Here is a 23,545-nt window from a genome sequence, read left to right on the forward strand (position 1 = left end):
ATATGAGTAGAGCGGTAGTAGAACTGAAAGATTTACAAACACACTTTCAGACAGAGGAAGGGACAGTAAAGGCTGTTAATCATGTTAGTTTTGCAGTTCGAGAAGGTGAAACAGTTTGTGTTGTAGGTGAATCAGGGTGCGGGAAGAGTGTAACGGCACTATCTATTATGGGCCTTATTGCTGAATCAGGCAGTGTAGTAGGTGGAGATATTTTATATGAAGGAAAAAGTCTTTTAGAAATGAAGGAGAAAGAACTTCGTAGTTTAAGAGGCAATGACATTGCGATGATTTTCCAAGAACCGATGACATCGCTAAATCCTGTCTTCACTGTAGGGGAACAAATTGTAGAAACGTTAAGAGAGCATGAATTACTTAGTAAAAATGAAGCATATAAAAAAGCAATTGAATTAATTCGTAAAGTTGGTATAGCTCGCGCGGATGAAATCGTCCATTCTTATCCGCACGAACTGAGTGGTGGCATGTTACAGCGTATTATGATTGCTGTTGCACTTAGTTGTAACCCTAAGTTATTAATTGCAGATGAACCGACAACAGCTCTTGATGTTACGATTCAAGCACAAATATTAGATTTACTGAGACAAATAAAAGAGGAATTTAAAACATCGATCTTATTAATTACACATGATCTAGGCGTTGTAGCGGAAATGGCTGATTACGTTGTCGTTATGTATGGCGGAAAAGTTATTGAAGAAGCTCCGGTACTAGAGATATTCCAAAATCCGAAACACCCATATACGAAAGGTTTGTTGAAATCAAAACCGGTAATGGGAAAACGAATAGATAAACTATATTCTATTCCAGGGCAGGTTCCGAATTTAGTTGGCTTAGGTGAATTTTGCTATTTTAGCGGTCGTTGTGAGCATTGTATGGAAATATGTAAAGAAGAAGCACCAAATCTGAATGTGCATGATGAGAATCATAAAGTAGCTTGCTGGTTATATGAGGAGCGTGCGGAACAATGAGTGAACCATTATTAGAAGTGAAAAACTTAAAGACGTATTTTCCAATTAAAGGCGGCATATTTAGTAGAACGATTGGACATGTAAAAGCAGTTGATGGAGTAAGTTTTACTATTAATAAAGGCGAAGTATTTGGCCTCGTTGGAGAATCAGGAAGCGGGAAAACAACGATAGGAAAAACAATTTTACGTCTCGTCCAAAAAACGGAGGGGGAAGTGAAGTTTAAAGGGCACGATGTTCATTCCTTATCCAAGGAGGAATTGAGAAAACATCGCCCTAATATGCAGCTCGTGTTCCAAGACCCATTTAGCTCATTAAATCCAAGAATGAGAATTGGAGAAGCACTTGGTGAGCCAATGTTGGCTCACGGATTAGCGACGAAAGAAAATGTTCGTGAAAAGGTGATAGAAGTATTGGAGTTATGTGGTTTAGCTCCATATCATATTGACCGGTATCCTCATGAGTTTTCCGGTGGACAACGTCAGCGTATCGTTATCGCAAGAGCTATGGTACTAAATCCAGAATTTATTGTAGCTGACGAGCCTGTGGCAGCGTTAGATGTATCTATTCAAGCGCAAATCATTAATTTATTTAGTGAGTTACAGGAGAAAAAGGGATTATCTTATTTATTCATTTCACATGATTTAAGTGTAGTGGAGCATTTATGTACAAAAATTGGGATTATGTATTTAGGAACGATTGTGGAGACGGCACCGCGTGATGAGTTATTTGCGAACCCACTTCATCCGTATACAAAAGCTTTGTTATCGGCTGTGCCAATACCAGATCCAACAGTGAAGCGAGAGCGAATTATACTAGAGGGTGATATTCCAAGTCCTGCAAATCCACCATCAGGTTGTCGCTTTCATACACGTTGCCCGTTTGCAACAGATGTTTGTAAAAAAACAGTACCAGAATTTCGTAATGTTGGTGAAGAGCACTTCGTTGCTTGTCATCATGTATAAAAGAAAAGGACTCTTTCAAATTGAAAGAGTCCTTTTTTTACCCCGCTATTTGTGGGCAGTAAGACTCCCACCTGAAAATCCGACACATGCGGGGAAGTTAGGTGGGAGATTAACTTCCCGTAAAAGCCCGATTGGTGTGGGCTAATAATCAGAGGAACCCCACCTCTGATTAAAGTTTCACTTTATTTACTAGATGAAGTTTGTTTTAAAACAAATTGCTCGATTGCATGAGCGACACCATGTTCATTGTTTGTTAATGTTACAACGTCACATAGTTTTTTTACATCTTCTTCGGCATTTCCCATTGCTATAGATAAGCCAGCAACTTCTAACATTGGTACATCATTAAAATTATCACCAATAGCAACTGTATCTTCAATTGGGATATTAAAATGGGCTGCCATCTGCTTTAGACCGTTTCCTTTATGTCCATTCTTGTCCATGATTTCTAAATTAGTAGGAGCTGATGCAGTAACCATAATATCAGCATCTTCTTGTAACATGCTTAATAGCTGTGCGCGATGACCTGCATTAAATGTTAGAATGAAGAATTTAGATACTTCTAGTTCTTGGTTATTTACGACATCTTCGATTTTTTGGAAATCAGTAATTAAGTTGGATTTTTTTTGTTTTTCTGTAATTCTTTCAAGTTCCTCAAGTGTAACATCTAGTGTATGTTTGTTTTCTTCGAATGCCTGCATGACTTGACCTTGCCATGTATAAGGAGAATAAACCCCTTTATTTGTATACAACTTATATGGGAAACCTTCAGATTCTAATAATTTTGCAAGCTTGTATACTTTATCATTTTGTAAACAACGCGAGTTAATTACTTTTCCGTCCACATAAACAATTGCCCCATTGCTTGCTCCAACTGGAAGAGATAGTTTATATTCTTCCAATAATTTCAAAGCATCCTCTTTCGCGCGGCCAGAACAAATCATTACAATATGACCAGCTTCTTCTGCGGTTTGGATAGCTTGTAAGTTCTCTTTGGAGATTTCAAGATTAGATGATAGTAGTGTACCATCCATATCTAGTGCGATTAATTTCAAAATGACCACCTCTTTGTTTCCATTATACATAGTTATATAGAGGAAACATATAAACTTATCTTGGAAAAGTAGTATTTTATCCCGCATTAATTGCCAGTAAAAGCTCGATTGGTGAGGAGGAATAATCAGTAAGAAATGGAATCCTCGCTGATTAAAGTTTCACTTTGTTTTGTAACAAAATAGAGATGAATAATATTATATTTGCTTTATGACCGTAATGTTACACTAGTGTTACAAACATGTGCGTAGTAGAAAACGCATTAAAATAAGGTTTTTGAGTGTTTATTTAAAAAAACGTAAAAAAAGTGTAATAAAATTTACGTAATTATATTGCAACGTAATAATAGTTATGTTACATTAATGTTACAAACGTTACGTTATTAAATTTAATGTAACGGCAACATAAAAACTATGAAATAAACATTTCTTAGAAATTACATATAGATAACTTATTAAAAGGGAGGATAAATGATATGAAAGAGCAAGTATTACAAGTAACAAAAGGTGACTTCGTAGGATCAGCAAGTGGAGCAGTAGTATTAACAGCGTTAATCGTATTTCTATCAAGCGTATTAGTATAATAGAAGTTTTGTAACAAAAATAAGAGAAGGGAGAATGAAAATTATGAACAACGAGCAAGTATTAAATGTAACAAAAGGTGACTTCGTAGGATCAGCAAGTGGAGCAGTAGTATTAACAGCATTAATCGTATTTCTATCAAGCGTATTAGTATAATAGAAGTTTTGTAACAAAAATAAGAGAAGGGAGAATGAAAATTATGAACAACGAGCAAGTATTAAACGTAACAAAAGGTGACTTCTTAGGATCAGCAAGCGGAGCAGTAGTATTAACAGCATTAATCGTATTTCTATCAAGTGTATTAGTATAATAGAAGTTTTGTAACAAAAATAAGAGAAGGGAGAATGAAAATTATGAACAACGAGCAAGTATTAAACGTAACAAAAGGTGACTTCTTAGGATCAGCAAGCGGAGCGGTAGTATTAACAGCATTAATCGTATTTCTTTCAAGTGTATTAGTATAATAGAAGTTTTGTAACAAAAACAAAAGAAGGGAGAATGAGGAATATGAACAAGGAACAAGTATTACAAGTAACAAAAATGGATATTTTAGTATCAGCAAGTGGAGCAGCAGTATTAACAGCGTTTATTATATTCCTTGCAAATGTATTAGTATGATGAATATTGATAACAATAAGTTTTTATACACCGTACGTACCATTATTCTAAAAAAATAAAGACTCTAGCATATTAGTAAATAGTTAATATGTTGGGGTCTTTTTTGTTTTCCTCCCATATCCCCCCTCAAGTATTAATGTTATCCCCTTATCCCACAAAATCCCGATTGGTGCGGAATAATAATCAGTGGGATGAACAAAACTTCCACTGATTAAAGTTTCACTGTATTTTAAAGAGAAAAAGGTCGAATTTTATATGTAAGAAAAAAAGAGGAATTTGACAGAAAAGATAGAAAATTTTAAAAGTCAGAATTTGTTAGCTTGCTAACTAATTTCTATTAATGAACATTGGAAGCGTTTTTGGTTAGGTTTAATTATGGATCATTTAATCTATTTACAGGGGGATGAGGAATTTATGAAACAAAAATCTATGGATACGCTAGCTGCACAAATGGAGGATTTTTTTCCGGTACGTGATGTAGATCATATAGAATTTTACGTAGGAAATGCAAAGCAATCCAGTTATTATCTTGCGAGAGCGTTTGGATTCAAAATTGTAGCTTATTCGGGATTAGAAACAGGAAACCGTGAAAAGGTATCTTATGTTCTTGTGCAAAAGAATATGCGTTTTGTTGTGTCTGGAGCTTTAAGTAGCGATAGCCGTATTGCAGAGTTTGTAAAGACTCATGGTGATGGAGTGAAAGATGTGGCTTTACTTGTTGATGATGTTGATAAAGCTTACTCTGAAGCGGTGAAGCGTGGCGCTGTTGCGATTGCTCCTCCTGAAGAGTTAACAGATGAGGAAGGTACCTTGAAGAAAGCAGTTATTGGTACGTATGGTGATACAATTCATACGCTTGTAGAGCGTAAAAATTATAAAGGGACATTCATGCCAGGATTTCAAAAGGTAGAGTTCAATATTCCATTTGAAGAATCCGGTTTAATTGCTGTAGACCATGTTGTTGGTAACGTTGAGAAAATGGAAGAATGGGTTAGTTATTATGAGAACGTCATGGGATTTAAACAAATGATTCACTTTGATGATGACGATATTAGCACAGAGTATTCGGCATTAATGTCAAAAGTTATGACGAATGGAAGCCGTATTAAGTTTCCAATTAATGAACCAGCAGACGGAAAAAGAAAGTCACAAATTCAAGAATATCTAGAGTTCTATAACGGAGCGGGTGTACAGCATCTCGCTTTATTAACAAGTGACATTGTAAAAACAATTGAAGTACTTCGTGCGAACGGTGTTGAATTTTTAGATACGCCAGATACGTATTACGATGAGTTAACTGCACGAGTGGGGAAAATTGATGAAGAAATTGATAGATTAAAAGAATTGAAGATTCTAGTAGACCGTGACGAAGAGGGTTATTTATTACAAATCTTTACGAAACCAATTGTAGATCGTCCAACATTGTTCATTGAGATTATTCAGCGTAAAGGTTCCCGTGGATTTGGAGAAGGAAACTTTAAAGCATTATTTGAATCTATTGAAAGAGAACAAGAGCGCCGCGGTAATTTATAAAATTTATATCCACCAGTAAGAATTAAGTTTTTTGCTGGTGGAAATTTCATTTTTCATAGGGAGGAATTTTGATGAAATTTGTTACATTTCGTCTTCCTTCACAAGAAATGCGAGCAGGATGGGTCCAAGGTGACAAAGTAATTGATATGAATCTTGCTAGTAATGGCACGTTACCTTCATCTATGCTCGCCTTTTTAGAGAAAGCGGATGAGTATGTAGAAATAGTGCGTAATATTCAAAATCCAGAAAATGGCGTATACCCTTTAGAGGATGTGGAGCTCTTAGCTGCCATTCCAAATCCGAGTAGTATTCGGGATTTTTATGCATTTGAGCAGCACGTCAAAACAGCTCGTGGACGCCGTGGTTTAGAGGTTGTGTCTGAATGGTATGATATCCCAGTTTTTTATTTTACAAATCATCGTGCTGTTATTGGTCCAGAAGCTTCTATTACTGGTCCAAAACATTCTCAAAAACTTGATTATGAATTAGAGATAGCTTGCGTAATCGGGAAAGAAGGAAGAAATATTTCTCGTGAACGAGCAGAAGAATATATTTTTGGTTATTGCATTATGAATGACTGGAGTGCTAGAGATTTACAGGCTACAGAGATGAAAGTAGGGCTCGGTCCAGCGAAAGGGAAAGACTTTGCAACTTCATTAGGAGCGTATCTCGTTACGAAAGAGGAATTAGACGTTTATCGTAATGGTGATCGTTATAATTTAGAGATGACTGCGCATGTAAATGGCCAACTTTTATCAAAGGGGAACTTCCAAGATATTTATTATACGTTTGCTGAAATGATTGAGCGTGCTTCGCAAGATGTTACATTATACCCAGGAGATGTTATCGGCTCTGGAACGGTAGGTACGGGCTGTATTTTAGAGCTTGGTACGGAAGAATGGTTGCAAGATGGTGATGTCGTCGAGCTCACAATTACTGGTTTAGGTATATTACGTAATACGGTGAAAAAAGAGACGAAAGCAGGTGATGGGCATGTATTATCGTCACATGGGGGAGCTTCCTCATAAACGACATGTGCAGTTTCGTAAAAAAGATGGATCGCTTTATCGTGAACAGGTAATGGGAACGAAAGGTTTTTCAGGTACACAATCTATTTTGTATCATCATTATATGCCAACTGAAGTAGGACATGCGGCATTATCGCATTCTTGTCAGTTACAGTATGAGGAAGGTGTTGCTCTTGCTCATCGCCATTTTCGCACAAAAGAGAGTAAAAAAACTGGTGATGCAGTAAGTGGCAGGACTTTCATATTAGGAAATGAGGACCTCTTAATCGGTATAGTAAATCCAACAGAAAAAATGGATTATTTCTATCGTAACGGCGATGGCGATGAAATGCTATTTGTTCATTATGGAACTGGAAAAATCGAGACGATGTTTGGAACGATTCATTATAGAAAAGGTGATTATGTAACGATTCCAATTGGAACGATTTATCGTGTTATTCCAGATGAAGGAGAGACTAAGTTTCTTGTTGTAGAGGCAAATAGTCAAATTACAACACCGCGTCGCTATCGCAATGAATATGGGCAATTATTAGAGCATAGTCCGTTTTGTGAAAGAGATATTCGTGGTCCGGAGAAGTTGGAGACATATGATGAAAAAGGTGAGTTTGTCGTAATGACAAAGTCGAGAGGGTATATGCATAAGCATGTTTTAGGGCACCATCCGTTAGATGTTGTTGGATGGGATGGGTATTTATATCCATGGGTCTTTAATGTAGAGGATTTTGAACCAATTACAGGTCGTATTCATCAGCCACCACCAGTACACCAAACATTTGAAGGTCATAATTTTGTTATTTGCTCTTTCGTACCACGTCTATATGATTATCATCCAGAATCAATTCCGGCACCGTATTATCATAGTAATGTGAATAGTGATGAAGTACTTTACTATGTAGAAGGTAACTTTATGAGCCGAAAAGGTGTGGAAGAAGGTTCTGTTACACTTCACCCGAGTGGTATTCCTCATGGACCGCATCCTGGAAAAACAGAAGCGAGCATAGGGAAGAAAGAAACACTGGAATTAGCTGTTATGATAGACACTTTCCGACCGCTGCGTATTGTAAAACAAGCACATGAGACGGAAGATGAGAAGTATATGTATAGCTGGATTGAAGAGGATTCATATACTGTGAAATAAGTAAAAGAGGCATGCTCAATTAAGGAGCATGCCTCTTTGATGGAATCGACATGTATAATAATACCAAAAACAGTTATGAAAAGATATATAGATATGATTGTGTGAATCTTTTTGTAGAAAGAAAGGGTATAATGCGTATCTCGATAGTTTTCTGTTTATTTCGACAAAAGTATTGACTAAGAAACATGTCGTGGGTAAAATGAGGGAAGTAAATTAAATTTTCAGAAAACTAAAAACATGGAGGAGCACAGTATGAAGCAAATTTTTCAAAAGAAGCCGATTTCAACGTTACTGCAAGAAAGTAAACAAAAGACATTATCGAGAACGTTAGGGGCACTTGATTTAACAATGCTTGGAATCGGAGCAATTGTTGGAACTGGTATTTTTGTTCTTACTGGCGTTGTAGCAGCGAAACATTCTGGACCAGCTATTATATTATCATTTGCTATAGCGGCATTAGCTTGTGCCTTTGCTGCATTTTGTTACGCTGAATTTGCTTCTTCAGTTCCTGTCTCAGGTAGTGTTTACACGTACACGTATGCGACGATGGGAGAAGTATTTGCATTCTTAATTGGATGGGATTTAATGCTCGAGTATTTATTAGCTACATCAGCTGTAGCAAATGGATGGTCAGCGTATTTTCAATCGTTATTAAAGGGATTTGGGATTCATATTCCGACCATTCTCTCCTCGGCCCCTGGTACAGGAAAGGGTGGAATAATTGATTTACCTGCAGTTCTAATTATTTTAGTTATGACGGTTCTTTTATCTAGAGGTGTTCGTGAAAGTGCACGTATAAATAATATAATGGTATTTATTAAACTAGCAGTTGTTCTCATTTTTATCTTCGCTGGATTTAATTATGTAAAACCTGAAAATTGGACACCTTTTATGCCATTTGGGTTAGATGGTGTAATGGCTGGAGCAGCTACAGTTTTCTTCGCATTCATTGGATTTGATGCTGTATCAACAGCCGCAGAAGAAGTGAAGCGCCCACAACGCGATTTGCCGATTGGAATTATTGCATCGTTACTAGTTTGTACGGTTCTTTACATTGTTGTTTCACTTATTTTGACAGGGATTGTTCCATACGGTCAGTTGAATATATCAGATCCAGTTGCTTTCGCACTTCAATTTATTGGACAAGATAGTTTGGCGGGAGTGATCTCAGTAGGAGCAATTACAGGAATTACAACTGTAATGCTAGTTATGATGTATGGGCAAGTTCGTGTTTCATATGCAATGAGCAGAGATGGATTGTTGCCGAAGCGTCTTGCTAAAGTTCATCCGAAATTTAAAACACCATTTTTAAATACATGGACAACAGGTATTATTGCAGCACTTATTTCAGGATTAATAGATTTAAATGTTTTAGCACACCTTGTAAATATGGGGACTTTGTCAGCCTTTGCACTTGTAGCCGTTGCTGTCATTGTGATGAGAAGAACTCATCCTGATTTACCAAGGGCGTTTAAGGCGCCGCTCGTACCATTTTTACCAGCATTAACAGTTATCTTTTGCTTATATTTGATGCTTCAATTATCAGCAACAGCTTGGATCAGTTTTGGTATTTGGATGGTTATCGGTGTAGTAGTTTATTTCGCATATAGTAGAAAGCGTAGCGTTTTAAATAGTAGTAAAAAAGAGGAAGATGTAGCGAATTTATAAGGAAAAGATCCGTTCTAATGGGATTAGAACGGATCTTTTATTTTGAAAATTTACACTTTTCTAAAAATGTTATAGAATAATGTGTGGTGAATTAGGGGGGAAGATATGAGAAATACGTGGCGAGAGTTACGAGAAATGGACCGAAACATATGGATTCGGTTTATTGGCGAAACGTTAAATGGAATTGCAATGATGATGTTGATGCCTTTTTTTGCACTATATTTAAAAGATAAGGTGGATTCGTTATTGGAAGTAGGCGTTATTATGGCACTTTCTCCAATTGCGGCAAGTTTCGGTTCCCTTCTTGGTGGGAGAATCGCTGATATATATGGAAGAAAGCCCATAATGATCTTTTCAATGGTGAGTAATGCGTTGTTAATGCTAGGTTTTTTATTTATAGAAGGATTTATTCCTTATGCTATTTTATCTATTTTTTTAGGACTCAGTAATTCATTATTTCATCCGGCTGCATCAGCGATGGTTGCGGATGTAACAGCACCTGAAAAAAGAACCGAGGCATACGGTTTATTGCGGATGGGACATAATATTGGCGCTGCAATTGGGCCGATAATGGGGGCATCGGTAGTTGTGCTTTCAAAAAATCTTGTGTTTATTATTGCCTCATCTACAATGCTATTTTATGCACTAATTGTGCTAGTTCTTATTCAAGAAACGATGCCGAAAGTTACAGATGAAAATCCGGAGAATAAAGATGAAAAAACAGGAGCAGTTTGGAAAATTGTATTTCGAGACAAAGCGTTAATGATTTATTTATTAGCAGGTATCATTATCTCGATGGGATTTTCTCAAACAGAGGGGATGTTGCCGCTTCACTTTGATAATGAAATGAAAGATATATTTGGGGAAAATAATCCGTATCCATATTTAATGGCCTTAAATGGTTTGTTAGTTGTTTTATTTCAATTTCAAATTTCAAAATGGGCAACAGATAAACCAGTTGGAAAGACGATGTTATATGGCGCTTGTTTATTTGGGATTGGCTTGTTCTTTATCGGATGGTTACCGAAGTGGTTTGGGATGGGCGGAGCAAACGCTACAGTTACTCTCATAACGTTGTTCAGCGTATATGCGGTATATACGCTAGGTGAAATGATTATGTCTCCAGTACAGATGACGTTTGTGGCGAATTTAGCACCGGAACATCTTCGAGGAACTTATATGGGGGCAGCAAGCTTACAATGGATTACAGGAAATGCATTCGGTCCGCTTCTCGGTGGTTTTTTATTGGATCAATTGCTTGGGCACATTTTATTTACAATTTTAGGTGTGGGATGTGTAGTTGCGGGTTGTATATACATTTCTTTAGACCGTCTTGTTGAGCAGAGGCAAAAGGATACGCTTACGAAACAGTCTTCTTGATAAAGTGAAACTTTAATCATTGTTTTTTCATCCTTCGCAAATAGTGGGATAATATAGGTGACATACACCAAAAGGGGATTTCTACATATTTTAGGTACATAACTAGCTCAGATTGCAATCTTACTTTAAAGTTTAATTTTGTTTAGTCATGTAGAAAATTAAATAGGAAAAGTGTAGAAAACCAATAAGTGGTGTCTTTTAATTATTTGTGAAAGTTACATTTTATTTCAAATAGGAACTACCTATTTTTATAAAAAGTGCTAAAATAGAAAAATGAAAACGATTGGTTAGGGTGATTTCATTGACAAAAATTAAATTAGGTTTATTATATGGTGGAAAATCAGCTGAGCATCAAGTTTCGTTACAGACGGCTCTTGCTGCTATTAAAGCATTAAATCAAGATAAATTCGAGATTCATCCAATTTATATTACAGAACAAGGCCAGTGGATGCGCGGTGAGCGTATTGAAGGCGAAGTAACAACTGTTGAAGCATTACAAATGAGTGGAGAAGAAAATACAATCTCTCCTGTATCATTAAGTACAGAAATTATCCCAACTGCAAATTCTAAACAAGAAGATGCAATTGATGTTATTTTCCCTTTATTACATGGACCAAATGGTGAAGATGGAACAGTACAAGGATTATTAGAATTACTGAACATTCCATATGTAGGTAACGGTGTATTAGCATCATCTGCTGGTATGGATAAAGTTGTAATGAAAAACATCTTTGCAGAAGCTGGATTGAAACAAGCGAAATATGCATCTTTCATTCGTAGCGCATGGGAAAAAGATCGTGAAACAGCGTATGAAAAAGTAGAAGAAGTATTAGGATATCCTTGCTTCGTAAAACCAGCAAACCTTGGTTCAAGTGTTGGTATTAATAAGTGTAACGATCGTGAAGAGCTTGAGAATGCATTCGAAGAGGCATTCCAATTTGACCGTAAAATTATTGTAGAAGAAAATATTGTAGGTCGTGAAGTAGAAGTTGGTGTATTAGGTAATGATGAGCCGAAATGTTCAGTTGTAGGTGAAATTGTACCGAAAAAAGATTTTTATGATTACAAATCGAAATACATCGATGGCGATACAGCATTAATTATCCCAGCTGAAATGACAGAAGAAGAGTCTAATGTAATTAAGCGAGATGCAATTATTGCATTCCAATCATTAGATGGTGCGGGCTTAACACGAGCTGATTTCTTCTTAACGAAAGATGGAGAAGTATATATTAACGAAGTGAACACAATGCCAGGATTCACGCCGTTTAGTATGTTCCCTCTATTATGGCAACATACAGGGTTACCGTATCCGGAATTAATTGAAGAGCTAATTAGTTTAGCGATTGAGCGTCACGAAGAAAAACAAAAAATTAAATATACAATCTAACAAAAAAGGAGGAAGCACTATTCGAAGGAATAGTGCTTCCTCTATGTAAGGAGTGTTTTCATGATAAATCGAACGTTAAAACAAGTAGAGCAGATGATAAATGGTACTGGATTAGCAGAGCAGTATGAGGGAATTACTATACAAGGAGTGTCTATTGATACGAGGAAAATTGAAAAAGGAAATTTATATGTTCCGATTCAAGGTGAACGTTTCGATGGACATGCTTTTGTAGATAAAGCTGTTGAAAACGGGGCGATTGCTACATTATGGATGAAGGATGTAGAAAACCCACCTGGAAATCTTCCAGTTATTTTTGTAGAAGATACACTAGCAGCATTGCAAATGTTAGCGAAAAACTATCGTGATCAATTGGATGTAAAAGTTGTTGGTGTAACGGGTAGTAATGGTAAAACATCTACGAAAGATATTGTAACGAGTCTTCTTGCGACTAAATTTAAAGTTCAAAAAACAGAAGGTAATTTCAATAACCATATCGGTTTACCCCTTACTATTTTAAATTTAGAGGAAAATACAGAAGTAGCTGTATTAGAAATGGGTATGTCAAGCCAAGGAGAAATTGAATTTCTATCTAAGTTAGCTCGTCCTAATGCAGCTATTATCACGAACATTGGTGAGGCGCACTTAATGGATTTAGGCTCTCGTGAGGCGATTGCTGAAGCGAAGTTAGAAATTGTTACAGGTTTACAAAAGGGTGGCGTGTTCGTATATAATGGAGATGAACCGCTATTAACGAATCGTGTTCCAGAAATGAATTTAGCAGCGGAAGCAGTTACATTCGGTGATGCGAGAGCAAATGATTACTATCCAACTACTGTAACATTACAGGCAACTGGAACACACTTTAAGATGAACAGGGATGAAACTTTGTCATTCTATCTACCAGTGCTAGGAAAGCATAATGTATATAATACACTTGCTTCAATGGCAATTGCGAAACATTTTGGTGTAACGTGGGAAGAAATGAAAAAAGGTTTAGTAACACTTCAAATGACAGGTATGCGTATGGAAATTGTAAAAACAGATAGTGGTTTAACAATTATCAATGATGCCTATAATGCAAGTCCGACGGCTATGGAAGCTGCGTTCCACCTAATGAATGGCTTAGATGGATTTGCTAAAAAAATTGTTGTGCTTGGTGATATGTTGGAACTTGGAAATCAAGAAGTGCAATTTCATTATGAAGTAGGTAAATTAATTGATCCAGCAAAAATTTCATATGTATTCACATATGGTAAATTAGGGGCTCAAATTGCTGAAGGAGCAAAAATTAATTTCCCTAAAGAACGTGTAACAGCGTATGAAAACAAAGAAGAACTTGTAAAAGACTTACAAGCAGTAGTTGATGCAAAAGATGTTGTGCTAGTAAAAGCGTCTCGCGGTATGAAATTAGAAGAAGTTATAGCGATGTTGAAATAATTGGTGTATATAAATAGGGATGATAGCCACGAAAATAGTGGAAACTTATAATAAGCGCTTACAGTAAATGATAAAAAAATAAAAGTAAAGAAAAAAGCTCTGAATATGAAATAAGGTAACAGTTGGGGTTTGCTTTTTACACATACAAAACATATAATTGATAAAGTGAATAACGTTTAGAAGTATTTTCGTGAAGAATATACGCCCGGTTATATACGTGAGTATTCAGGAAAAGGGCTTTTCCGCAAGTTCGGAAAACGCCTTTTTTTAAATGATAAGTATAGGATAGAAAAGGAGAAGTAACATTGACAACATTTCGAGAATTAGGATTAAGTGAGTCTTTACTGCAATCTGTTGAAAGTATGGGCTTTGAAGAGGCTACGCCGATTCAAGCTGAAACAATTCCACATGCATTGCAAGGTAAGGATATTATTGGACAAGCGCAAACAGGTACAGGGAAAACAGCAGCATTCGGATTACCACTATTAGATAAAGTGGATACAAATAAAGAAGCAGTTCAAGGTATTGTTATCGCGCCAACGCGTGAATTAGCAATTCAAGTTGGAGAAGAGCTATACAAAATTGGTAAACATAAACGTGTACGTATCTTACCAATTTATGGTGGTCAAGATATTAACCGCCAAATTCGTGCTCTAAAAAAATACCCACACATTATTGTTGGTACGCCGGGTCGTATTTTAGATCATATTAACCGTAAAACACTTCGCTTACAAAACGTAGAGACTGTTGTTCTTGACGAAGCGGATGAAATGTTAAACATGGGCTTCATTGAAGATATTGAAGCGATTTTAACAGATGTGCCAGAAACACATCAAACATTATTATTCTCAGCGACAATGCCAGATCCAATCCGTCGTATTGCTGAGCGTTTCATGACTGAGCCTCAACACATTAAAGTAAAAGCAAAAGAAGTAACAATGCCAAACATTCAGCAGTTCTATTTAGAAGTGCAAGAAAAGAAAAAGTTTGACGTGTTAACACGCTTACTAGATATTCAATCTCCAGAGCTTGCAATCGTATTCGGTCGTACAAAGCGTCGTGTTGATGAATTATCAGAAGCATTAAACTTACGTGGTTATGCAGCAGAAGGTATTCACGGTGACTTAACACAAGCGAAGCGTATGTCTGTATTACGTAAATTTAAAGAAGGTGCTATTGAAGTTCTTGTTGCAACAGACGTTGCTGCACGTGGTCTTGATATTTCAGGCGTAACACACGTATACAACTTCGATATCCCACAAGATCCAGAATCATACGTTCACCGTATCGGTCGTACTGGCCGTGCAGGTAAAAAAGGTATTGCAATGTTATTTGTAACACCACGTGAATCAGGACAATTAAAAAATATCGAGCGTACAACAAAACGTAAGGTTGATCGTATGGAAGCACCGACACTTGACGAGGCATTAGAAGGTCAACAACGTTTAATCGCTGAAAAACTTCAAAGCACAATTGAAAATGATAACTTATCATACTACAAGCGTATTGCAGAAGAAATGTTAGAAGAGAATGACTCTGTAACAGTAGTAGCTGCTGCTTTAAAAATGATGACAAAAGAGCCAGATACAACACCAATCGCTTTAACATCAGAACCACCAGTTGTTTCAAGAGGTGGCGGTTCTAAAAAACGCGGTGGTAACGGAGGCGGATACCGTGACGGTAACCGCAATCGTAGTCGCGATGGACGCGGCGGTGGCGATGGTCGTAACCGTGATCGCAATCGTGATGGACGCGGAAGTGGCGATGGTCGTAACCGTGATCGCAATCGTGATGGTGGTAGCCGTGATGGTAACCGTGGTCGTAAAGGTGAAGGTCGTCCTGGATCTTCAAATGGACGCGGCGAAAGAAAACATCATAGCCGTCCACAAGCTTAATAAAAAAAGAGAATGCCCTTTGCTGGCATTCTCTTTTTTTATTTCTGTAATTGTGCATACTACATAATAACTCGTATAGAAATGAGGTGCTATATGCTTGTAAGACTTGGGTATGTTGCGATGAGTGTGCATCTGAAGAATGCATCTCCATCTCAAACGATGACATATGCACAGTTTCAGCGGATTGATGATCGAGAGGCTGCGATTCGTAAACTCGAAAGAATCGCTAATTCGAATTTGGAAAATTGCTTACGGTTATTAAAGCATAATAAAGGACATGATATATCTTTCTTTCGACTTAGTTCCAAGCTTATTCCTTTAGCAAATCATGAGGAGTTGTTAGAGTGGAACTATATTCGTCCTTTAAAAGAAAATCTGAAAGAATTAGGTGAATATGCAATTCGTATGAATATGCGAATTGACTTCCATCCAGATCATTTTGTTGTACTAAATTCACCTGAGGAGAGTATTTTTAAACAATCTGTAAAGACATTGCAGATGCACAAAAAATTGCTTGCGGGTATGGGAATTGAACATAAGCAACGATGTGTATTACATGTTGGAGGAGGTTATAACGATAAGGAGCTCGCATTAGAACGCTTTATAGAAAATTGGTCAACTGTTCCAAGAGGTATTCAAGAGATGATTATATTAGAAAATGATGACACGACCTTTTCTTTAGAAGAAACATTGTATTTAGGTGAGAAATTAGACATTCCAGTCGTGTTTGATTTGCATCATCATATGATGAATAATGATCAGGAAGATTGGCATGAGGATTGGGCGCGTGTTGTGCACACGTGGGAATCGTCTTTGTTACCAGTTAAAATGCACATCTCTAGTCCTAGAGATGGAAAAGACCCGAGAGCACATGCGGATTTTATTGATGTAGATACCTTCGTATCTTTTTTGAAAAAGATAAAGGGGAGTGTTCCGCAAATTGATTGTATGATTGAGGCGAAGAAAAAGGACGAGTCTTTGTTTCAACTAATGAGAGATTTAAGTAAACAAACAGATGTGGAAATTGTCGATGGTGCGAGCTTCTATATTAAATAAGCTCTGCGCCATCGTTTTTTTGTCCCGCAAAAGCCCGATTGGTAAGGGCTAATAATCAGTGGGGGATGGACCAAACCCCCACTGATTAAAGTTTCGCTTTATTAAAAAAGGGGTGCAAATACCACCGATTATCAAACCTGTTAAATGGCTTATAGGATTGGCAGAGGGATTAAAGAAAGTAAATAGCAGTAATATAAGTGTCATTATTGAAAAAATAGCGATGTCTCTTGGTTTTGAAGAACGATATCGACTATACAATAAAAATAATTGGGCGCCTAGTAATCCGAAAATACCACCAGATGCTCCGGCGTGAATATATTCAAGAGGCATAATAATATAAGAAGAAATATTCCCGAGAATGCCGGAAAGGAAAAAAATAATGATGAAAGAAAAGTGTCCTAGTTGCTTTTCAATAGAAGAACCAAGTACAAATAAACAAATACTATTAGAAAGAAAATGTTGTAAGTCTACGTGTACAAGTAAGGAAGTTATGACACGCCACCATTCTCCTTTAGCGATATATTCATTGTAGGCTGCCAGGTGAAAGAGGGAAAAGTCGCTCAATATAATCATGACTAATTGTATAAGAAGTAAAGAGATGATAATCGGTTGTAAGGAAATGCGAGTGGATGGTATTAGCATGTTGTTAGTATCACTCCTTTTGCATCAGAAAGATTCTCTGTTATTCTTACAATATGAATGAAGAAAGCTAAATAGAAGAAGGGGATTTTGAAATGATTGTAGGGATTGGAATCGATATTATTGAGTTAAATCGAATTGAAAAAATGCTAGATGGAAAGCTTAAATTTATGGAACGTATTTTAACTGAAAGAGAACGTGGTGTTGCCGAGGGGCTGAAAGGAAGTCGTCTTACAGAATTCGTAGCTGGAAGATTTGCAGCAAAAGAGGCGTATTCTAAAGCGGTAGGGACCGGTATCGGGAAAGAAGTGAGTTTTTTAGATATTGAAGTAAGGAATGATGATAGAGGTAAGCCGATTATCATTACAAATACAGAGCATATTGTTCATTTATCAATTAGTCATAGTAAAGAATTTGCTGTTGCTCAAGTTGTTTTAGAAAGCTCGTCACGCTAGTCTGCATATTTTATATCTTTGTCTCATATATTTGAGGTAGCGATAAGGAAGGCATATCTTCCATTCATTTATAGGGGCAAAGGGGCTGAAGTGATGAAAAGGCGTCTGTTTTTAGTTCTTGTCGGTTTATTGACCGTTTTTGTGTTGGCGGGTTGTGTGGAAAAGAAACAGGAAGATGTTGTGAGAGATTTAGAATCGAAAGTTAAAAGTATGAAGAGTTATCAAGCTGAAGCGAAATTATCTATTAAAACAGGAAATGAACCTCAGGAGTATAACGTAGAAATTTGGCATAAAGAACCTTCGTATTATCGTGTGAATTTGCAGAATGCGAAAAAGGATCAGAGTCAAATTATTTTAAGAAATGATGAAGGTGTATTTGTATTAACACCTGCACTAAATAAAAGCTTCCGTTTTCAAAGTGATTGGCCGCAAAATAGTAGCCAGGCTTATTTATATGAATCACTTGTAAGAGATATTTTGCAAGATAAGAAAAATCTCTCTTTCGAGAAAACAGATAAATATTATGTGTTTAAAACAAAAACAAATTATCAACATCAAAATATGTTGCCGAAACAAGAAATTAAGTTGAATAAAAGTGATTTAACACCAGTCTCTGTGAAACTGATGGATAATGATCAAAATGTCCTTGTGAAAGTAGATTTCACTAAAGTAAAGTTCGATGCAAAGTTTGATAAAGGTGCATTTGATACGAAACAAAACATGTCTAGAGCACAAGTGGACGTTCAAACGGCAGCAAAAGAAGACAAACCATTTGCTATTTTGTATCCGCGTGACACGCCGCAAGGCATGACTCTGAAAGACGAAAAAGAGTTGAAGACAGACAGTGGTAAGCGTACGATACTCACATACACTGGAAATAAGAAATCTTTTACTTTAATACAAGAAAAGGCAAAAGTTGCAGAGGCCTCATCGGCGGTAAGTGTAAGTGGAGAGCCAGTTGATCTCGGTTTCACGATTGGTGCATTGACGAAAGACTCTGTAACGTGGTCGCATAACGGAGTAGAATATATGCTCGTGTCTAAAGGTTTAGAGCCGAATGAGTTGTTGATGGTTGCTCGTTCGGTTACAGCGAAGCAGGTGAAGTAAACTTCTTAGACGTGGTGATATATGTGCACCACGTCTTTTCTTAGTTTGAAGGTGGATTTCATAAAAGAAGCATATAAAAGAATAAGCTTCGCATATCGTGTATAAGGAAGTGTATTTATGGAAGAAGCACCGTTTTACCGTGACACTTGGGTGGAAGTGGATTTAGATGCGATCTATAACAATGTTACACATATTAAAGAGTTCATTCCAAGTGATGTGGAGATTTTTGCTGTAGTTAAAGCGAATGCATATGGGCACGATTATGTACCGGTGGCTAAAACTGCATTAGAAGCAGGAGCAACAAGATTAGCAGTTGCTTTTTTAGATGAAGCCTTAGTGCTTCGGAGGGCTGGTATTACTGCACCGATTTTAGTGTTAGGCCCTTCCCCACCCCGTGATGTAAATGTAGCTGCTGAAAATGATGTAGCATTAACTGTTTTTCAAAAAGAATGGGTGGAAGAAGCGATAAAGCTCTGGGATGGTTCATCAATAATGAAATTCCATATTAATTTTGATAGTGGTATGGGGAGAATCGGAATACGTGAACGCAAAGAATTAAAAGGGTTCTTAAAGAGTTTAGAAGGTGCGCCATTTTTAGAGTTAGAAGGAGTATATACGCATTTTGCATCGGCGGATGAGGTTGAGACTTCTTACTTTGATAAGCAATATAATACATTCTTGCAGCAGTTAAGTTGGTTGAAAGAATTTGGAGTGAATCCTAAATTTGTCCATACAGCCAATAGCGCTGCAACGTTAAGGTTTCAAGGGATTACATTTAATGCGGTGCGAGTTGGTATTGCGATGTATGGATTATCCCCATCCGTAGAAATACGTCCTTTTTTACCATTTAAATTGGAACCGGCGTTGTCACTTCATACGAAAGTTGCTCATATTAAGCAAGTGATTAAAGGGGATGGGATTAGTTATAATGTCACATACCGAACGAGAACGGAAGAATGGATTGCGACAGTTGCAATTGGATATGCAGATGGCTGGCTTAGAAGATTACAAGGGTTTAAAGTACTTGTAAATGGTGAAAGAGTACCGATTGTAGGGCGAGTAACAATGGATCAATTCATGATACATCTTCCTTGTGAAGTGCCGCTTGGTACGAAAGTTACACTCATTGGAAGACAAGGTGATGAGTATATTAGTGCTACCGAGATCGCTGAATATTCCGGGACTATTAATTATGAAATTATCGCAACGATAAGCTTCCGTGTACCGAGAATATTTATACGGCATGGTAAAGTTGTAGAAGTAATCAATTATTTGAACGATATATAGAAGAAGGTATTATTGCTCAGCATCTCGCCATTTAGGGGATTTTCACTAATGGAAAATAGGCTTTTTTTTGCTAGGGAGCTTCTTTTTATAATTGTTATTAATATAAATTACAATGAAATATTGCTTTATTTCTTGTTTGAAAGAGATAAAAAGTAAAGGAAGATGAATGTTTTGTTTATGAATTGGAAAACATAAGCAAGGAATAAGGAAGTCTTTGCAACAGGCTCCATACAATGGTATTATTACAATAGGTGTCATATATATATTTGGGTGTGTAGTTGACGGTGGAGGTGTATTTTTGTGTCCGAATCAAGTGTAACTACTGAAATCGTGGTTCGGTTACCAAAGCAAATGGTAACGGAATTGGACGGAATTGGAAAACAAGAGAATAAGAATCGCCATGAACTAATTTGCCAGGCAACACAACTGTTATTGCGTCAACATAAGACGAAGAAACGCTACCAACATGAATCAATGCGACGTGGGTACATTGAAATGGGAAAAATTAATCTTGGTATTGCATCTGAAGCTTTCTTAGCAGAGTATGAAGCAGCTCATACAGTAGAACGCTTAGTTAGCGGGGGGTAATATTTTGATTGTAAAACGCGGCGACGTGTATTTTGCAGACCTTTCCCCAGTTGTTGGTTCTGAGCAAGGAGGCGTTCGTCCGGTTCTTGTCATTCAAAATGACATCGGAAATCGTTTTAGTCCGACTGTGATTGTAGCGGCTATTACTGCACAGATTCAAAAAGCGAAATTACCCACTCATGTGGAAATTGATGCGAAAAAGTATGGTTTTGAGAGAGATTCTGTTATTTTACTTGAGCAGATTCGAACAATCGATAAGCAACGCTTAACGGACAAAATCACTCATTTGGATGAAGTGATGATGAGTCGTGTAGATGAAGCGTTACAAATTAGTTTAGGACTAATAGATTTTTAAATCGGCAGTTTAAGTTGCTCTCTTTACAGGGCAACTTTTTTTTATTATAGAGGAGGTTACGGTTGGATATGGAAATGGTAGATAATCGACAAGGGTTAATGAAAATGTTAGTGAAAGAATTAGGCTTTACAGAAAAGCAAGTTCGTCATGTTATTCAATTAACAGAAGAAGGTAACACAGTTCCATTTATCGCTCGTTACCGGAAAGAATGGACAGGATCCTTAGATGAGGTGCAAATTCGTGCAATCTTAGAAAGATGGCAATATATGATGCAACTAGAAGATAGGAAAGAAGAGGTTCTTCGTCTTATTGGTGAAAAGGGTAAACTAACCGAAGAGTTGCGTCGTCAGATTGTTGCTGCAACAAAACTTCAGGAAGTAGAAGATTTATATCGTCCATATAAAGAAAAAAGAAGAACGAAAGCTACAATAGCTAAAGAAAAGGGATTAGAACCGTTAGCTGAGTGGTTATTGTTATATAAAAAAGAAAATCCAGCAGAGAAGGCTATGGAATTTGTTAATGCGGAAAAAGAAGTGGAGTCTGCAGAAGATGCGTTGCAAGGTGCGCAAGATATTATTGCGGAACTTGTTTCGGATAACGCGGCATATCGTAGTTGGATTCGCAATACTACTTTTCGAAAAGGGATTATGTCTTCATCTGTAAAAGATAAAGAAAAAGATGAAAAGAATATATATGAAATGTATTATGGCTATGAAGAACCGTTGCAAAGAGTAGTGCCACATCGTGTACTAGCTATGAATCGTGGTGAAAAGGAAGACGTATTAAGAGTTTCTGTTATCACGCCAATTGAAGAAATTCTTCAGTTTTTACATAAAAAAATGATTCTTGATGAAGATTCTAAAAGTGCGTATTATGTACAATCAGCGATGGAAGATGGATATAAGCGGTTAATTCAACCTTCAATAGAAAGAGAAATTCGTAAAGAATTAATGGAAGCGGCCGAAGAACAAGCGATTCATATTTTCTCTGAGAATTTACGTAATTTATTATTGCAACCTCCGATGAAAGGGAAAGTTGTGTTAGCGGTAGATCCAGCATATAGAACCGGTTGTAAACTAGCTGTAGTAGATGATACAGGAAAAGTTCTTCACATAGATGTTATTTATCCGCATCCGCCTGTTCGTAAATATGAGGATGCAAAAACGAAAATTATTTCAATTATAGATAAATATGAAGTTGAAATGATAGCGATTGGAAATGGTACAGCTTCGAGGGAAACGGAAGAATTTATAGTAGATGTATTACAAAATGTAGAACGAGATGTATTTTACATTATTGTAAATGAAGCGGGTGCTAGTGTGTACTCAGCATCTGATGTAGCTCGCGAGGAGTTTCCGAATTTACAGGTTGAAGAAAGAAGTGCTGTTTCAATTGGGAGACGTCTGCAAGATCCACTTGCAGAGCTTGTGAAAATTGACCCTAAATCTGTTGGGGTGGGACAATATCAACATGATGTATCTCAAAAGAGATTAAATGAATCATTAACATTTGTAGTAGAGACAGCAGTTAACCGAGTTGGTGTTAATGTAAATACAGCTTCAGTTGCATTGTTACAATATGTTTCGGGGTTATCAAAAACAGTTGCCAAAAATATTGTAGCTAAGCGTGAGGAAGATGGAAAATTCACGAAGCGTACTGAATTAAAGAAAATCCCGCGTTTAGGTGCAAAAACATATGAACAATGTATCGGGTTTTTACGTATATTAGAAGGTGCTAATCCGTTAGATCGCACAGGGATTCATCCAGAACAATATAAAAATGTTGAATTGCTATTAAAGAGCCTAGGGTTATCAAAGAATGATGTGGGGAAACCAAACTTACAAAAGAGTTTAGAAGGAGTAGATATTTCTAAATTATCTCAAGAGACGGAGATTGGTGAGCCGACATTAGTTGATATTATGGATGCTTTAATTAGCCCGGAACGAGATATGAGGGATGAGTTGCCAAAGCCACTTTTGAAAAAGGGGATTTTAAAATTAGAAGATTTAAAGCGTGGTATGGAATTAGAGGGAACGATCCGCAATGTTGTTGATTTCGGTGCCTTTGTTGATATTGGTGTGAAGCAAGATGGTTTAGTACATATTTCTAAACTAAGTAAACAATATGTAAAGCATCCATTAGATATCGTATCGGTGGGACAAATTGTAAAGGTATGGGTAGATGATATTGATACGAAAAAAGGTCGTGTTGCATTATCAATGTTACCAATTGAATAGTAAGTAAAGAGAGCAGGTGAAACTGCTCTCTTTTTATGGATAGGAAAGTTTTATTGATTATGAGCTTTGGTGTATTTTACTATAATAAAACCAGCATTCATTTAGTAACTTGATTTGATACCGGTTTTTTTCGAAATATGCACGTTGCATTTGTT

25 protein-coding genes (1 of these 25 running past the window's edge) are annotated in these 23,545 nt (G+C 36.9%); 22 read left to right on the forward strand and 3 right to left on the reverse strand.

Going from position 1 to position 23,545, the window contains the following annotated elements; all coding sequences use genetic code 11:
• Positions 1–2: 2 nt before the first annotated feature.
• Both QUF93_RS03660 and QUF93_RS03665 read left to right on the forward strand, forming a co-directional pair.
• Positions 3–983, forward strand: a complete 981-nt coding sequence (locus QUF93_RS03660; RefSeq protein WP_128283251.1) for an ABC transporter ATP-binding protein — start codon at positions 3–5, stop codon at positions 981–983.
• Complete coding sequence (locus QUF93_RS03665) at positions 980–1,945, forward strand: ABC transporter ATP-binding protein (protein WP_088057327.1); 966 nt, start codon at positions 980–982, stop codon at positions 1,943–1,945. Before QUF93_RS03660 ends, QUF93_RS03665 begins: the two co-directional genes overlap by 4 nt.
• A gap of 182 nt (positions 1,946–2,127) precedes the next feature.
• Here the strand turns inward: QUF93_RS03665 and QUF93_RS03670 are convergent, their stop codons facing one another.
• Positions 2,128–3,000 carry a Cof-type HAD-IIB family hydrolase gene (locus QUF93_RS03670; RefSeq protein WP_289357910.1) on the reverse strand — a complete coding sequence of 291 codons (873 nt, stop codon included), beginning with the start codon at positions 2,998–3,000 and terminating at the stop codon, positions 2,128–2,130.
• A 464-nt stretch (positions 3,001–3,464) separates the two neighbouring features.
• Between QUF93_RS03670 and QUF93_RS03675 the strand changes: the two genes are divergently transcribed.
• The 14 genes from QUF93_RS03675 (at position 3,465) to uvsE (ending at position 16,722) form a co-directional block, all read left to right on the forward strand.
• Positions 3,465–3,581, forward strand: a complete 117-nt coding sequence (locus tag QUF93_RS03675; RefSeq protein ID WP_025988984.1) for a DUF3948 family protein — start codon at positions 3,465–3,467, stop codon at positions 3,579–3,581.
• Positions 3,582–3,624: 43 nt separating this feature from the next.
• A complete protein-coding gene (locus tag QUF93_RS03680; protein ID WP_001058533.1) occupies positions 3,625–3,735 on the forward strand; it encodes a DUF3948 family protein in 111 nt (36 codons plus the stop codon).
• Positions 3,736–3,769: 34 nt separating this feature from the next.
• The gene (locus QUF93_RS03685; protein ID WP_002074222.1) at positions 3,770–3,889 is read left to right on the forward strand and encodes a DUF3948 family protein; all 120 of its coding nucleotides are present in this window, start codon (positions 3,770–3,772) and stop codon (positions 3,887–3,889) included.
• Between the two features lie 43 nt (positions 3,890–3,932).
• Positions 3,933–4,043 (forward strand): DUF3948 family protein, encoded by a 111-nt coding sequence (locus tag QUF93_RS03690; protein WP_001058532.1) that lies wholly within the window; start codon positions 3,933–3,935, stop codon positions 4,041–4,043.
• Positions 4,044–4,086: 43 nt separating this feature from the next.
• Entirely contained in the window at positions 4,087–4,197 is a 111-nt protein-coding gene (locus QUF93_RS03695; protein WP_434476078.1) for a DUF3948 family protein, read from the forward strand.
• 414 nt (positions 4,198–4,611) lie between these two features.
• The gene (hppD, locus tag QUF93_RS03700) at positions 4,612–5,730 is read left to right on the forward strand and encodes a 4-hydroxyphenylpyruvate dioxygenase (protein ID WP_289357912.1); all 1,119 of its coding nucleotides are present in this window, start codon (positions 4,612–4,614) and stop codon (positions 5,728–5,730) included.
• Positions 5,731–5,801: 71 nt separating this feature from the next.
• The gene (locus tag QUF93_RS03705; protein WP_289357913.1) at positions 5,802–6,758 is read left to right on the forward strand and encodes a fumarylacetoacetate hydrolase family protein; all 957 of its coding nucleotides are present in this window, start codon (positions 5,802–5,804) and stop codon (positions 6,756–6,758) included.
• Positions 6,724–7,896, forward strand: coding sequence for a homogentisate 1,2-dioxygenase (locus QUF93_RS03710; protein ID WP_289357914.1), 1,173 nt, complete (start codon positions 6,724–6,726; stop codon positions 7,894–7,896). The genes QUF93_RS03705 and QUF93_RS03710 overlap by 35 nt, the downstream gene beginning before the upstream one ends.
• 252 nt (positions 7,897–8,148) lie before the next feature.
• Positions 8,149–9,564 carry a branched-chain amino acid transporter BcaP gene (gene bcaP / locus QUF93_RS03715; RefSeq protein WP_088057333.1) on the forward strand — a complete coding sequence of 472 codons (1,416 nt, stop codon included), beginning with the start codon at positions 8,149–8,151 and terminating at the stop codon, positions 9,562–9,564.
• A gap of 105 nt (positions 9,565–9,669) precedes the next feature.
• Positions 9,670–10,944, forward strand: a complete 1,275-nt coding sequence (locus QUF93_RS03720) for an MDR family MFS transporter (protein WP_002115487.1) — start codon at positions 9,670–9,672, stop codon at positions 10,942–10,944.
• 301 nt (positions 10,945–11,245) lie between these two features.
• Positions 11,246–12,334 carry a D-alanine--D-alanine ligase gene (locus QUF93_RS03725; protein ID WP_002115491.1) on the forward strand — a complete coding sequence of 363 codons (1,089 nt, stop codon included), beginning with the start codon at positions 11,246–11,248 and terminating at the stop codon, positions 12,332–12,334.
• A 60-nt stretch (positions 12,335–12,394) separates the two neighbouring features.
• Positions 12,395–13,771 carry a UDP-N-acetylmuramoyl-tripeptide--D-alanyl-D-alanine ligase gene (gene murF, locus QUF93_RS03730; RefSeq protein ID WP_289357915.1) on the forward strand — a complete coding sequence of 459 codons (1,377 nt, stop codon included), beginning with the start codon at positions 12,395–12,397 and terminating at the stop codon, positions 13,769–13,771.
• A gap of 305 nt (positions 13,772–14,076) precedes the next feature.
• On the forward strand, positions 14,077–15,666 hold the full coding sequence (cshA, locus tag QUF93_RS03735) for a degradosome RNA helicase CshA (protein ID WP_289357916.1): 1,590 nt from the start codon (positions 14,077–14,079) through the stop codon (positions 15,664–15,666).
• A gap of 93 nt (positions 15,667–15,759) precedes the next feature.
• On the forward strand, positions 15,760–16,722 hold the full coding sequence (uvsE, locus tag QUF93_RS03740) for a UV DNA damage repair endonuclease UvsE (RefSeq protein WP_289357917.1): 963 nt from the start codon (positions 15,760–15,762) through the stop codon (positions 16,720–16,722).
• Between the two features lie 48 nt (positions 16,723–16,770).
• Here uvsE and QUF93_RS03745 read toward each other — a convergent pair whose 3' ends face one another.
• Positions 16,771–17,364 (reverse strand): rhomboid family intramembrane serine protease, encoded by a 594-nt coding sequence (locus QUF93_RS03745; RefSeq protein ID WP_289357918.1) that lies wholly within the window; start codon positions 17,362–17,364, stop codon positions 16,771–16,773.
• A gap of 92 nt (positions 17,365–17,456) precedes the next feature.
• On the opposite strand from QUF93_RS03745, the gene acpS reads away from it, so the two are divergent.
• The 6 genes from acpS (at position 17,457) to QUF93_RS03775 (ending at position 23,390) form a co-directional block, all read left to right on the forward strand.
• Positions 17,457–17,816, forward strand: a complete 360-nt coding sequence (gene acpS / locus QUF93_RS03750) for a holo-ACP synthase (RefSeq protein WP_002009969.1) — start codon at positions 17,457–17,459, stop codon at positions 17,814–17,816.
• A gap of 93 nt (positions 17,817–17,909) precedes the next feature.
• The gene (locus QUF93_RS03755) at positions 17,910–18,923 is read left to right on the forward strand and encodes a LolA family protein (RefSeq protein WP_002115503.1); all 1,014 of its coding nucleotides are present in this window, start codon (positions 17,910–17,912) and stop codon (positions 18,921–18,923) included.
• Positions 18,924–19,040: 117 nt separating this feature from the next.
• A complete protein-coding gene (gene alr, locus QUF93_RS03760) occupies positions 19,041–20,210 on the forward strand; it encodes an alanine racemase (protein ID WP_289357919.1) in 1,170 nt (389 codons plus the stop codon).
• Positions 20,211–20,510: 300 nt separating this feature from the next.
• Complete coding sequence (locus tag QUF93_RS03765) at positions 20,511–20,798, forward strand: antitoxin EndoAI (protein WP_000004570.1); 288 nt, start codon at positions 20,511–20,513, stop codon at positions 20,796–20,798.
• A gap of 4 nt (positions 20,799–20,802) precedes the next feature.
• On the forward strand, positions 20,803–21,153 hold the full coding sequence (gene ndoA / locus QUF93_RS03770) for a type II toxin-antitoxin system endoribonuclease NdoA (RefSeq protein WP_000635965.1): 351 nt from the start codon (positions 20,803–20,805) through the stop codon (positions 21,151–21,153).
• A gap of 68 nt (positions 21,154–21,221) precedes the next feature.
• The gene (locus QUF93_RS03775) at positions 21,222–23,390 is read left to right on the forward strand and encodes a Tex family protein (RefSeq protein ID WP_289360954.1); all 2,169 of its coding nucleotides are present in this window, start codon (positions 21,222–21,224) and stop codon (positions 23,388–23,390) included.
• A gap of 57 nt (positions 23,391–23,447) precedes the next feature.
• On the opposite strand, the gene cmpA is transcribed toward QUF93_RS03775, so the two are convergent.
• A protein-coding gene (gene cmpA / locus QUF93_RS03780) for a cortex morphogenetic protein CmpA (RefSeq protein WP_001143642.1) crosses the window boundary here: on the reverse strand, positions 23,448–23,545 show its 3' portion. The gene runs 19 nt beyond the window's last position; only the last 98 of its 117 coding nucleotides appear in the window; its start codon lies off the right edge, out of view; its stop codon occupies positions 23,448–23,450.

Source organism: Bacillus hominis, from assembly GCF_030348325.1.
Taxonomy (GTDB): domain Bacteria; phylum Bacillota; class Bacilli; order Bacillales; family Bacillaceae_G; genus Bacillus_A; species Bacillus_A hominis.